1 protein-coding gene and 1 pseudogene are annotated in these 14,480 nt (G+C 73.3%); both read left to right on the top strand.

Features of this window, described 5'->3' with window-relative positions:
• Positions 1 to 71 precede the first annotated feature (71 nt).
• Positions 72 to 5,480 (top strand): annotated as a pseudogene (locus ACFVIU_RS05685) (SDR family NAD(P)-dependent oxidoreductase); the annotation flags it as partial.
• A 45-nt stretch (positions 5,481 to 5,525) separates the two neighbouring features.
• Positions 5,526 to 14,480, top strand: an 8,955-nt coding sequence (locus ACFVIU_RS05690) for a type I polyketide synthase (RefSeq protein ID WP_385840825.1), incomplete at its 3' end; no start/stop codon positions are given.

Here is a 14,480-nt window from a genome sequence, read left to right on the forward strand (position 1 = left end):
ACCTTCATGACCTGAAGTAGGGGGAGAGAGTGAACACCGAGGACAAGCTGCGCTCGTACCTCAAGCAGGCGGCCGCGGAGCTGCACGACACCCGTGAGCGTCTGCGTCAGATGCAGGACGACGCCCACGAGCCGGTGGCGATCGTGGGGATGGGGTGCCGGTTCCCGGGCGGGGTGAGGTCGCCGGAGGATCTGTGGCGTTTGGTCGCCTCGGCGGGTGACGCCGTGTCGTCCTGGCCGACGGACCGGGGCTGGGACGTCGAGGGGCTGTACGACCCGGACCCGGACGCGGTGGGGAAGTCGTACTCGCGCTCGGGCGGCTTCCTCTACGACGCGGCCGAGTTCGACGCGGAGTTCTTCGGTATCTCCCCGCGCGAGGCCCTCGCCACCGACCCGCAGCAGCGGTTGCTGCTGGAGACGTCGTGGGAGGCGATCGAGCGGGCGGGCATCGACCCGGCCTCGCTGCGCGGCAGCCGTACCGGCGTCTACATGGGCCTGATGTACCACGACTACGGCTCCCGTGAGGGCAAGGCCCCCGAGGAACTCGAGGGCTACCTGCTCAACGGCAGCGCTGGCAGCATCGCGGCCGGCCGGCTGTCGTACACGTTCGGCCTCGAAGGCCCGGCGGTCACGGTGGACACGGCGTGTTCGTCGTCGCTGGTGGCGCTGCATCTGGCGGTGCAGGCGCTGCGGCGTGGCGAGTGCCGGATGGCGCTGGCCGGTGGTGTCACGGTGATGGCGTCACCGGGTCTGTTCGTGGAGTTCAGCCGCCAGCGCGGTATGTCCGCGGACGGCCGCTGCAAGGCGTTCGCGGAGGGCGCGGACGGCACCGGGTGGGCCGAGGGCGTGGGCGTGCTGGTCGTGGAGCGGCTGTCGGATGCCCTCAAGCTTGGACACCCTGTCCTGGCCGTCGTCCGGGGGAGCGCGGTCAACCAGGACGGTGCGAGCAACGGTCTGACGGCGCCGAACGGGCCGTCGCAGCAGCGGGTGATCCGGCAGGCACTGGCCGATGCCCGGCTGGGCGCCGCGGATGTCGACGCCGTCGAGGCGCATGGCACGGGTACGCGTCTGGGTGACCCGATCGAGGCGCAGGCGCTGCTCGCGACGTACGGGCAGGAGCGCACGAATGAACAGCCGCTGTATCTGGGGTCGTTGAAGTCGAACATCGGCCATGCCCAGGCCGCTGCCGGTGTCGGCGGTGTCATCAAGATGGTGATGGCGCTCCGGAACGGTGTGCTGCCGAAGACCCTGCACGTGGATCAGCCGTCCTCGCACGTCGACTGGTCGGCCGGTGCGGTGGAACTGCTGACCGAGGAGCGGAAGTGGCCCGAGGTCGACCGGCCCCGGCGCGCCGGTGTCTCCGCCTTCGGCGCCAGCGGCACCAACGCCCATGTCGTTCTGGAGCAGGCCACCGAGCCCGAACAGCTGGAGGCCGGCGCACGACCGCCGCACGGGCTGCTGCCCTGGGTGGTGTCCGCCCGTACACCGCAGGCGCTGCGCGCCCAGGCCGAGCGGCTGCACACCTTTGTCACCGAGCGCCCCGAACTCGACCTGGTCGACACGGCTCACTCCCTCCTGACCGGTCGAACCGCACATGACCACCGGGCTGTGGTGGTGGCGGGTGGCCGGGATGAACTCCTTTCCCAGCTGGGTGTGTTGGTGTCGGGTGGGGTGGGTTCTGGTGTGGTGAGTGGTGTGGGTGTGGGTGGTCGTCGGGTGGTGTTTGTGTTTCCGGGTCAGGGGTCGCAGTGGGTGGGGATGGCGGCGGGGTTGTGGGAGTCGTCGTCGGTGTTTCGTGGGCGGATGGTGGAGTGTGAGGCGGCGTTGGGGCCGTTTGTTGATTGGTCGTTGTCGTCGGTGGTGTTGGGTGAGGTGGGGGCGCCTGGTTTTGATCGGGTGGATGTGGTGCAGCCGGTGTTGTGGGCTGTGATGGTGTCGTTGGCGGAGTTGTGGCGGTCGTGTGGGGTGGAGCCGGCTGCTGTGGTGGGGCATTCGCAGGGTGAGATTGCGGCTGCGTGTGTGGCGGGGGTTTTGTCGCTGGAGGACGCGGCGCGGGTTGTCGCGTTGCGGAGCCGGGCGTTGGGTGTGTTGGCGGGGCGGGGTGGCATGGTGTCGGTTGCTCTGCCGGTCGAGGATGTGCGCTCGCGGTTGGGTGAGGGGTTGTGGGTGGCGGCGGTGAACGGGCCGTTGTCGACGGTGGTTTCGGGTGATGTCGCGGCTCTGGATGGCCTGTTGGCGGCGTGTGAGGCGGACGGGGTGCGGGCCCGCCGGATCCCCGTGGACTATGCCTCGCATTCGGCCCATGTGGAGGAGATCGAGCAGGAGTTGTTGGAGCTGCTCGCTCCGGTGTCTCCGCGTCAGGGTGAGGTGCCGTTCTATTCGGCCGTGACCGGTGGCGTGGTGGACGGTGCCGGGCTGGATGCCGGGTACTGGTACACGAACCTGCGCGAGACGGTGAACTTCCACGGTGCGACGCGGGCGTTGCTCGCGGACGGTTTTGATGTGTTTGTCGAGGCGAGTGCGCATCCGGTGTTGACGGCGTCGGTGGAGGAGAGTGTCGAGGAAGCCGACGCTTCTGCTGTGGTCCTGGGGACGCTGCGACGCAACGAAGACGAACAGCGGCGCATGCTCCTCTCCCTGGGCGAGGCCTTCGCGGCGGGTGTCACGGTCGACTGGACGACGTTCTTCGACGGTCCGGCCCGCCATGTGGACCTGCCGACGTATGCCTTCCAGCGCGAGCGGTACTGGCTGGAGCCGGTGCGGGCGCAGGTGACGGACGCGGCCGGCCTGGGGCTGGAGGGGCTCGGGCACGGGCTGCTGGGCGCGATCGTGCCGGTGCCGGACTCCGATGGTGTGGTGCTGACGGGGTCGGTGTCGCTGAAGTCGCACCCCTGGCTCGCCGAGCACGCCGTGTTCGGCACCGCGCTCCTGCCCGGCACGGCCTTCGTGGAGATGGCGGCACGGGCCGGTGCGCAGATCGGTGCGGGGACCGTGGAAGAGCTGGTGCTGGAAGCGCCGTTGCTGCTGCCGGACGACGCCGACATACGGCTGCATGTCAGCGTGGCCGGGGCGGACGAGTCCGGCCGCCGGGAAGTCGTCGTGCGCTCCGCCACCGGCTCCGGTGACGCATGGACCGTTCACGCACGCGGCGTCGTAGCCACGCCCTCGGACGGCGCAGCGCTCACGGCCATGCCCGCCTGGCCGCCGGCGGATGCGGAGAGGGTGGATGTCTCCGGGCTGTACGGGGAGTTCGCGGCGGCTGGTTATGACTATGGGCCGTTGTTCCAGGGTGTGCGGGCGGTGTGGCGTCGGCCTGGTGAGGTGTTCGCGGAGGTCGAGCTGGGGCAGGGCGTGGGCGAGGGGTTTGCGGTGCATCCGGCGTTGTTGGATGCGGCGTTGCACTCGCTGGTGTTGATCGATCCGGATGCGGAGGGGGTCGGGGAGCCGCGGTTGCCGTTCTCGTGGACGGGTGTGTCACTGGTGTCGACCGGTGCTACGGCTCTGCGGGTGCGGTTGACCGCGGGCGGCGACGGTGACGACACCGTGTCCCTGACGGCGACGGACACCGCCGGGCGGACCGTCGTGTCCGTCGAGTCGCTGACCCTGCGACCGGTCAGCGCGGAGCAGCTGCGAGCCGCCGGACAGGAGGCCCTGTACCGGCTGGAGTGGCAGCCGACACCCGGCGGAACCGTACGGACGACCACGGACCACTACCACGTCCTGGGCACCGATCTCGACCTGGGCGCTCTGGGTGAGTCGGTTCCGGATGTGGTGGTCGCGCCGTTCGCCGGAGGTGCTGTCTCGGCGGAGAACGCGCGTGAGGTGACACGTCAGGCCCTGTCTCTGCTTCAGGAGTTCCTGGGGGATGAGCGGTTGGCGTCTTCGCGGTTGGTGTTCGCCACCCGGGGTGCGGTGGCGGTGCGGCCGGGTGAGGACGTGACGGATCTGGTGTGTGCTCCGGTGTGGGGTCTGGTGCGGTCGGCGCAGCGGGAGCATCCGGAGCGGGTGTGGCTGGTGGACGGTGCGGACGAGGCGCTGGCGGCGGCTCTGGCTGGTGGTGGTGAGTCGCAGCTGGCGGTGCGGGACGGGGTGGTGTTCGTGCCGCGTCTGGTACGGCACACTGCGCAGCCCTCCGCTGCCCCGGCCTTTGGTGGGGGCACGGTGCTGGTCACGGGTGGTACCGGGACGGTGGGTGCGTTGGTGGCCCGGCACCTGGTGGTCGAGCACGGGGTCAGGGACCTGCTGCTGACCAGCCGACGCGGTGAACAGGCGCCTGGTACACGGGAGTTGACCCGGGAACTGTCGGGGTTGGGGGCGCGGGTGTCGGTTGCCGCGTGTGATGCGGCCGATCGTGATGCCTTGGCGGCTGTGCTGGCGGCGATACCGCAGGAGCGTCCGCTGACCGCCGTGATCCACGCGGCCGGTGTGCTGGACGACGCGGTCGTGACCGGGCTGACACCCGAGCAGCTGGAGCGGGTCCTGCGTCCGAAGATCGACGCGGCCCTCAACCTCCACGACCTCACCCGCAACCACCCCCTGCACACCTTCGTCCTCTTCTCCTCGGCGGCCGGCGTCCTCGGCAGCCCCGGGCAGGGCAACTACGCGGCGGCCAACGTGTTCCTGGACGCGCTCGCCGCCCACCGGGCCGCGAACGGACTGCCCGCGCAGTCCCTGCCGTGGGGACTGTGGAGCGAGCGGAGCGAGCTGACCGCGTCGCTGTCGGAGGCGGAGCGGGAGCGGACGGGACGTTCCGGCGTCCTCGGCCTGTCGTCCGGTGAGGCGCTGGCCCTCTTCGACGCCGCCCGGCGGGCCGGCGAGCCCGTGCTGGTGCCGATCCGCCTCGACCACGCGGCGCTGCGCCGTCAGGACGTACCTCCGGTGCTGTGGCACGAGGTGCGGCGCACGGGGAACACGGGGACGCACGCTGCGGAGGCGGGTACCGCATCCGCCCGCGAGCGTCTGCTGGCACTGCCCGAGGAGGAGCGCCAGGCAGGCCTGCTGGACCTCGTCCGCAGCCATGTCGCCGCGGTGCTGGGCCACTCCACCACCGGTTCGGTACCGGCCGAGCGTGCCTTCAAGGAGCTGGGCTTCGACTCGCTCACCGCGGTCCAGCTGCGCAACCAGCTGGCCGCGGCGACCGGTGTGAAGCTCCCGCCGACCGTGGTGTTCGACCACCCCACCCCGGCGGCCCTGGCCGAACACCTCGGCGGACAGCTCTTCGCCACACCCTCCGCCGACGGGCCGGCCTTCGACCCGGTTGCCGTGCTGCAAGAACTCGACCGCCTGGAGTCGGCCCTGCTCTCCTCCCTGTCCCGGCTCCCGGATCCGGACCAGGTGTCGTCCCGGCTGCGCGCCCTCGCGACGAAGGTCGCGGGAAGCGGCGGCGGCAGCGGCGGCACGGCGGACATCGACCAGGAGATCGCCTCGGCCACAGCGGACGAACTGCTCGGACTCATCGACAAGGAATTCGGTTCCGTCTGACCCCGACCGGCCCCCGGACCACCTGACTGTGAATGTTGAAAGGCGTTGCACAAGGCGATGGCAGAGCAGGAAAAACTCCTCGAGTACCTGAAGCGGATGACGGCCGAGCTGCGGCAGGCGAACCAGAGGCTCAGCGATGTCGACGCGAAGGCGCACGAGCCGATCGCCGTCGTGGGCATGGGCTGCCGCTTCCCCGGCGGGGTGCGCTCCCCGGAGGAGCTGTGGCGGTTGGTGGCCACGGGTTCCGATGGTGTGTCGGGTTTCCCGACGGATCGTGGCTGGGATCTGGAGGGGTTGTACGACCCTGATCCGGGGGTGCGGGGGAAGGTCTACACGCGGGAGGGTGGCTTCCTGCACGACGCGGCGGAGTTCGATGCCGGGTTCTTCGGTATCTCGCCGCGTGAGGCGCTTGCCATGGATCCGCAGCAGCGGTTGTTGCTGGAGACGTCGTGGGAGGCGATCGAGCGGGCGGGGATCGACCCGGCCTCGCTGCGGGGCAGCCGTACCGGCGTCTACATGGGCCTGATGTACCACGACTACGCCGTGCACATATCCGGTGTTCCCGAGGACCTGGAGGGCCACCTCGGCACCGGTACCGCGGGCAGCATCGGGGCCGGGCGCATCGCCTACACCCTGGGCCTGGAAGGGCCCACGCTCACCGTCGACACGGCGTGTTCGTCGTCGCTGGTGGCACTGCATCTGGCGGTGCAGGCGCTGCGGCGCGGCGAGTGCCGGATGGCGCTGGCCGGAGGTGTCACCGTCATGTCGTCCACGGCGTCCTTCCTGGACTTCAGCCGGCAGCGCGGGCTGTCCGCGGACGGCCGCTGCAAGGCGTTCGACGAGAGTGCGGACGGCACCGGCTTCGGCGAGGGCGTCGGCGTCCTGCTGGTCGAGCGGCTGTCGGATGCTCTCAAGAACGGGCATCCGGTGCTGGCCGTCGTCCGGGGCAGTGCCGTCAACCAGGACGGTGCGAGCAACGGTCTTACGGCGCCCAACGGGCCGTCGCAGCAGCGGGTGATCCGGCAGGCACTGGCCGATGCCCGGCTGGGCGCCGCGGATGTCGACGCCGTCGAGGCGCATGGCACGGGTACGCGTCTGGGTGACCCGATCGAGGCGCAGGCGCTGCTCGCGACGTACGGGCAGGAGCGTACGGCCGAACAGCCGCTGTTCCTCGGCTCGTTGAAGTCGAACATCGGCCATGCCCAGGCCGCGGCCGGTGTCGGCGGTGTCATCAAGATGGTGATGGCGCTCCGGAACGGCGTGCTGCCCAAGACCCTGCACATCAATCAGCCGACCTCGCACGTCGACTGGTCCGCGGGCGCGGTGGAGCTGCTGACCGAGCGGCGGGACTGGCCCGAGATCGACCGGCCGCGCCGTGCGGCCGTCTCCTCCTTCGGGCTGAGCGGCACCAACGCCCATGTCATCCTCGAACAGGCCACCGAGCCCGAGCAGCCGGAGGCCGCCGCACGCCCGCCGCACGGACTGCTGCCCTGGGTGCTGTCCGCCCGTACCCCCGAGGCGCTGCGCGCCCAGGCCGAGCGGCTGCACACCTTTGTCACCGAGCGCCCCGGACTCGACCTGGTCGACACGGCGTACTCCCTGCTGCGCCACCGCCCCGGGTTCGAGCACCGGGCCGTCGTGCTGGCCCAGGACCGGGCCGAGCTGCTGTCCGGGCTCGCCGCGCTGGCGGCCGGGGAACCGGCGCCCGGAGTCGTCCGGGGCGAGCGCCGGGACAGCGGACTGGCCTTCCTGTTCACCTTCCAGGGCAGCCAGCGCCTCGGCATGGGCCGCGAACTGTACGACGCCTTCCCGTTCTACGCGAAGGCCTTCGACGAGGCCTGCGCCGCCCTGGACCGGCACCTGAGCCGGCCGATCAAGGACATCGTCTTCGCGGCCGAGGGCAGCCCGGAAGCCGCGCTGCTGGCCCAGGCCGAGTACGGGCACCCGGCGGTGTTCGCCCTCGAGGTCGCCCTCTACCGGCTGATCGAGCACTGGGGAATCCGCCCCGACGTCGTCTTCGGCGGCTCCAACGGCGACTCCGCCCTGCTCCATGTGACGGGCATGCTCAGCCTGGCGGACGCGGCGGCCTTCGTCACCACCCGGGGCCGGCTGCTCCAGCAGACACCGCCCGGCGGCACCATGGTCGCGATCGAGGCGTCCGAGGAGGAGGTCCGCGTCTCGCTGCGGGGCCGCTCCGGCACGGTGGACGTCGCCCTGGTCAACGGCCCGCGGCAGGTCGTCATCTCCGGTGACGAGGAACTCGTCGCACGGATCGGCGACGAGTGGCAGGCCGCCGGCCGGCGGACCCACCGGATGTCCTTCGGGCGGGCGTTCCACTCCGCCCACATGGAGCCGATCCTGGACCGCTTCGTGGCCGCCGTCCGGGAACTGGAGTTCCACCCGCCGCGCCTCCCGGTCATCAACTGCCTCGACGGCCGGCTCGCGGACCCGGACGAACTCCGCACCCCGGAGTACTGGGGACGCCATGTCCGCGGCGCCGTCCGCTTCCTGGACGGCATGCGCACCCTGGAGGCCGACGGCGTCGGCACCTACCTGGAACTCGGCCCGGTCGCCATGCAGTCCCTGATGGGCCGCGAGTGCCTGGCCGACGACAGCGACGCGGTGCTGCTGCCCACCCTGCGCGAGGGCCGCCCCGAGCCCGTCACCCTGCTGACCGCGCTCGCCCAGCTGTACGTGGGCGGTGCCGATCTCGACGCCGACGCCCTCTTCGCCCATCTCGGCCCGCGCCGCGTCGAGCTGCCGACGTACGCCTTCGAGCGCACCCCCTACTGGCTCACCGGCTCCCCGGCCGCCGCCGGTACCGCCCGCCCGGCCGACCTGGGCCTGGGCGCGGCCGACCATCCGCTGCTGGGCGCGGCGGTGTCGGTGGCCGGCGCCGACGAGCTGCTGCTCACCGGCCGGCTGTCGCCCCGTACCCACCCCTGGCTCGCGGACCACGCGGTGGCCGGTACGGTGCTGCTGCCCGGCACCGCCCTCGTCGACCTGGCGCTCCACGCGGCCGACCTGACCGGCTGCCGGCTGCTCGAGGAACTAACCCTCCAGGCCCCGCTCGTCCTGCCCGAACAGGGCGGTGTCCAGGTCCAGTTGGCGGTCGGCGCCGCCGACGCGGCGGGCCGGCGCGAGCTGACCGTCCACGCCCGGCCCGACGACGTCGCCGACCGGCCCTGGACCCGGCACGCCACCGGCACCCTCGCCGCCGACACCGGGGAACCCGGCTTCGACCTCACCGAGTGGCCCCCGCGCGGCGCCCGGCCCGTCCCCGTGGACACGCTGTACGACGGTCTCGCCGCCGCCGGACTCGACTACGGCCCGGCCTTCCGCGGCCTGCGCGCGGCCTGGCGGCGCGGCACCGAGATCTTCGCCGAGGTCGCCCTGCCCGACCCGGAGACCGACGGCGGCCACGGCGTCCACCCCGACCCGGAGGCCACCGGCGGCTACGGCGTCCACCCCGCCCTGCTCGACAGCGCCCTGCACGCCTGGAGCCTGGCCGGACCGGACGGCGACGGCGGCCCGCGGCTGCCCTTCCACTGGTCCGGTGTACGGCTCTTCGCCACCGGTGCGGACACCCTGCGGGTGCGGCTGACCCCGGCCGGCACCGACGCGATGGCGCTCGCGGTGGCCGACCCGAGCGGCCTGCCGGTGGCCTCGGTGGAGTCGCTCACGGTCCGCCCGGTCACCGCCGAGGCGCTGGGCGCCACGGCGACGGCGGACGCGCTGTACCGGCTCGACTGGGTACCGGCCGAGGCGGCCGAGCCGCTGGCGCCGGGCAGTTGGATCCGGGTCGGCCCCGCCCAGGACGACCACCACCCGACCCTGGCGGCCCTCCTCGCCGCCGTCGACGCGGGCCGGGCCACCGTGCCGGACGTGGTCGTCGTACGCGAACAGCCCGCGCTCGACGTCCTGCACGACGCCGTCCACCGGACCCTGCGCCTGGTCCAGGACTGGCTCGCCGAGCCGCGGTGCGCCGCCGCCCGGCTGGTCCTCGTCACCAGCGGCGCGACCGGTGAGCAGGTCACCAGCCCGGCCGGGGCGGCGCTGCACGGTCTGTTGCGGTCCGCGCAGAACGAGCACCCGGGACGCTTCGTCCTGGTCGACACCGACCGCCCGGAAGACCCGCTCACCACCGCCGTCCTCGGCCCCGAGCCCCAGTTCCTGGTCCGCGACGGCGTCTGGTCGGTGGCCCGGCTGGCCCGCGCCGACCTCAGGACCGGCGCCGACGGGACCACGGCCCCGGGCACCGAAGCGGCCGCCGGTGCGGCGGCCCGGTTCCGGCCCGACGGCACCGTCCTGGTCACCGGCGGCACGGGCACCCTCGGCGCTGCCCTCGCCCGGCACCTCGTCACGGCGCACGGCGTCCGCCACCTGGTGCTGACCAGCCGCCGCGGCCCGGCCGCCGACGGCGCCGAGGCGCTGACCGCCGAACTGGGCGAGCTGGGCGCCACCGTGTCGGTCGTCGCCTGCGACGCGGCCGACCGGCCCGCCCTCGCCGCCCTGCTGGCCGGGATCCCGGACGCGCACCCGCTGACCGCAGTCGTCCACGCGGCCGGGATCGTGGCCGACGGACTGGTGGAGTCCCTCACCCCGGAACAGGCCGACGCGGTGCTCCGCCCCAAGGCCGACGCCGCGCTCCACCTGCACGAACTCACCCAGGGCCTGGACCTCGCGCAGTTCGTCCTGTTCTCCTCCGCCGCCGGGGTCTTCGGCGGCGCGGGCCAGGGCGCGTACGCGGCGGCCAACGCCTTCCTGGACGGGCTCGCCGCCCACCGCCGGGCCGCCGGACAGCCGGCCCTCTCGCTCGGCTGGGGCCTGTGGGCCGAACGCAGCGGCATCACCGGCCAGTTGGCCGAGACGGACCTCGCCCGCATCGCCCGGGCCGGGTTCGCCCCGCTCGCCGTCGAGGAGGGTCTGGCCCTCTTCGACGCCTGCCTCGGCGCCGACCGGGCCGCCCTGCTCCCGATGCGCCTGGACACCGCCGCGCGGTCCGGCCGGCAGGTGCCGCCGCTGCTCAGCGGCCTGGTGCGGGCCCCCCGCCCGGCCGCCCGAGCGGCCGCCGCACCCGCGGCGACGCTCCGCGACCGGCTGCTCGCACTGCCCGCCGGCGAACGCGACGCGATGCTGCTCGACCTGGTGCGCACGCACGCCGCGACCGTCCTCGGGCATGCCACCGCCGACGCCATCGGCACCACGCACACCTTCCGCGACCTCGGCGTCGACTCGCTGAGCGCCGTCGAACTGCGCAACGCCCTCGGCCTGCGCACCGGCCTGGCGCTGCCCCCGACCCTCGTCTTCGACTACCCCACACCGGCCGCGCTGGCCGAGCACCTGCGCCGCGAACTCCTCGCCGAGAGCGGCACCGACGCGGAGGAGACCGTCACCCACCCGGAGGACGAGCCGATCGCCATCATCGGCATGGGCTGCCGCTACCCCGGAGGGGTCCACTCACCCGACGACCTGTGGCAGTTGGTGGCCACCGGCTCCGATGGCGTCTCGGGCTTCCCGACCGACCGTGGCTGGGATCTGGAGGGGTTGTACGACCCTGATCCTGGGGTGCGGGGGAAGGTCTACACGCGGGAGGGTGGTTTCCTGCACGATGCGGCGGAGTTCGATGCCGGGTTCTTCGGTATCTCGCCGCGTGAGGCGCTTGCCATGGATCCGCAGCAGCGGTTGCTGCTGGAGACGTCGTGGGAGGCGATCGAGCGGGCGGGGATCGATCCGGCCTCGCTGCGGGGCAGCCGTACCGGCGTCTACATGGGCCTGATGAACCGCGACTACCTGACCAGGCTGCGCGCCATCCCCGAGGAGCTGGAGGCGTTCCGCGGCACCGGCACCGCGGGCAGTGTGGCGGCCGGCCGGCTGTCGTACACCTACGGCCTCGAAGGCCCGGCGGTCACGGTCGACACGGCGTGCTCCTCCTCCCTGGTGACCCTGCATCTGGCGGTGCAGGCGTTGCGGCGTGGCGAGTGCCGCATGGCGCTCGCGGGCGGTGTCACGGTGATGTCCTCCCCGGCCGCCTTCCTGGACTTCAGCCGCCAGCGCGGCCTCTCCCCGGACGGCCGCTGCAAGGCCTTCGCGGAGGGCGCGGACGGCACCGGCTGGGCCGAGGGCGTGGGCGTGCTGGTCGTGGAGCGGCTGTCGGATGCCCTCAAGCAGGGGCACCCTGTCCTGGCCGTCGTCCGGGGGAGCGCGGTCAACCAGGACGGTGCGAGCAACGGTCTTACGGCGCCCAACGGGCCGTCGCAGCAGCGGGTGATCCGGCAGGCACTGGCCGACGCCCGGCTGGGCGCCGCGGATGTCGACGCCGTCGAGGCGCATGGCACCGGCACCCGGCTGGGTGACCCGATCGAGGCGCAGGCGCTGCTCGCGACGTACGGGCAGGAGCGTACGGCCGAACAGCCGCTGTTCCTCGGCTCGTTGAAGTCGAACATCGGCCATGCCCAGGCCGCTGCCGGTGTCGGCGGTGTCATCAAGATGGTGATGGCGCTGCGGCACGGTGTGCTGCCCAAGACCCTGCACGTGGATGAGCCGACCTCGCACGTCGACTGGTCGGCCGGTGCGGTGGAGCTGCTGACCGAGCGGCGGGACTGGCCTGAGGTCGACCGGCCGCGCCGTGCGGCCGTCTCCTCCTTCGGGCTGAGCGGCACCAACGCCCATGTCATCCTCGAACAGGCCCCCGAGGCCGAGGAGGAGGCGGCCGACGCGGCGCTCGGCCCGATCCCGTGGATCGTCTCGGGCCGGACGGAGGCGGCGCTGCGCGCCCAGGCCGAGCGGCTGCACACCTTCGTCGCCGAGCGCCCCGGACTCGACCTGAGCGCGGCGGCGTACACGCTGCTCACCAGCCGCACCACCTTCGACCACCGGGCCGTGGTGGTGGCCGAGGACCGCGACGCGCTCCTCGGCGGCCTGGCCGCCGTGGCCGCCGGGGAGCCCGCGGCCGGAGTCGCGCAGGGCCGCCCGCACACCGGCCGGCTCGCCCTCCTCTTCACCGGGCAGGGCAGCCAGCGCCTCGGCATGGGCCGCGAACTGTACGACGCCCACCCGGTCTTCGCGGCGGCCTTCGACGAGGTGTGCGCCGAACTCGACCGGCACCTCGACCGTCCGCTGAAGGAGATCGTCTTCGCCGCCGAGGGCAGCCCCGAGGCCGCTCTGCTGCACCAGACCGGCTTCACCCAGCCCGCCGTGTTCGCCCTGGAGGTCGCCCTCCACCGGCTGGTCGAGCACTGGGGCATCCGCCCCGACGCCGTGGCCGGGCACTCCATCGGCGAGCTGGCGGCCGCCCATGCCATCGGGCTGTTCCCGCTGGCGGACGCGGCGGCCCTGGTGGCGGCCCGCGGCCGGCTGATGCAGGCCCTGCTGGCCGGCGGCGCCATGGTCGCCGTACAGGCCACCGAGGCGGAAGTGCTCGAACTGATCGGGGACTGCACCGACCGGGTCGGCATCGCCGCGGTCAACGGGCCGTCCGCCGTCGTGCTGTCCGGTGCCGCCGAGGCCGTCCTCGACATCGCCGGACACCTGCGCGCGACCGGCCGCAAGACCAAGCGGCTCGAGGTCAGCCACGCCTTCCACTCGCCGCTGATGGAACCGATGCTGGACGCCTTCGCCGAGGTGGCGCGCGGTGTCCGGTTCACCCCGGTCGACACGCCGTTCTTCTCCACCCTGACCGGCGGCCCGGTCACGGCCGGGGAACTCGCCGACCCCGAGTACTGGATCCGGCATGTCCGGCAGGCCGTGCGCTTCCACGACGCCGTGGGCGCACTGGCCGCCGACGGGGTGACCACCTTCCTGGAGCTCGGCCCGGACGGCGTGCTGTCCGCGATGGGCCCCAACTGCCTGCCCCCGGATGCGGAGACCGGCACCTTCGTCCCCGCCCTGCGCGGCAACACCGGCGAGACGCAGAGCCTCACCAGGGCCGTCGTCCAGCTGCATGTGCACGGCGTCGCGGTGGACTGGCCGGCGTTCTGCGGCACCCCGGTGGACTGGTCGGCCGCGTTCGACGGCCCCCGCCCGCCCCGCACGGAACTGCCGACCTACGCCTTCCAGCGGCAGCGGTACTGGCTGGACGCGCTGCCGGACCGGCCCGAGGACCTCGGCGCCGCCGGACTCGGCCCGGCCGACCACCCGCTGCTGGGCGCAGCCGTCGAACTGCCCGGCACCGGAGGGCTGCTGTTCACCGGCCGTCTCGGCGCCGCCAGCCAGTCCTGGCTCGACCAGCACACCCTCGCCGGGACACCCGTGCTGCCCGCCTCCGCCGTGCTCGACATGGTGCTGCGGGCCGGCGACGAGACCGGCTGTGCCCTCGTCGAGGAACTCGCCCTGGAGATCCCGCCGGTCCTGCCGGAGCAGGGTGCTCTCCAGCTCCGGCTGACCGCGACCCCGACCGGCGACCGGTGCGCCGTCGAACTGCACTCGCGGCCCGAGGGCACGCCCGGCCCCGGCGGCTGGACCCGTAACGCGTACGGCACACTGCGCCCCGCCGGTCCGGCCGGGGACGCCGACCTCGCCGTATGGCCGCCCGCGGGTGCCGTACCCGCCGCCGTCGAGGACCTGTACGAGCGGCTGGCGCAGGCCGGGCTCGACCACGGGCCGCTGTTCCGGACCGTGCGCGCCGCCTGGCGGCGCGACGCCGATCTGTACGCCGAGCTGGCCCTCGACCCGGCCGAGGCACCGCAGGCGGACCGGTACCGGCTGCACCCCGTCCTGCTGGACGGCGCGCTGCATGCCCTCGGCCTGACGGACCGGGCCGGCCTGCTGCCCCTGGCCTGGACGGGCGTGTCCGTGCACGCCACCGGGGCCACCGCCGTACGTGTCCGGATCGCCCCCGCCGGGCCGGACGCGGTCTCCCTGCTGCTCGCCGACCCGGCCGGGCAGCCGGTCGCGTCGGCGGACTCCGTGGAACTGCGCCCGGCCCCCGCCGGCCTGACCCGGTCCGTGGCCCACGGCGCGGGACCGGGCGACGCCCCGGCGGCCCGCCCGGCCCGGCGC

It is taken from the genome of Streptomyces sp. NPDC127190, from assembly GCF_042672505.1.
Classification (GTDB): domain Bacteria; phylum Actinomycetota; class Actinomycetes; order Streptomycetales; family Streptomycetaceae; genus Streptomyces.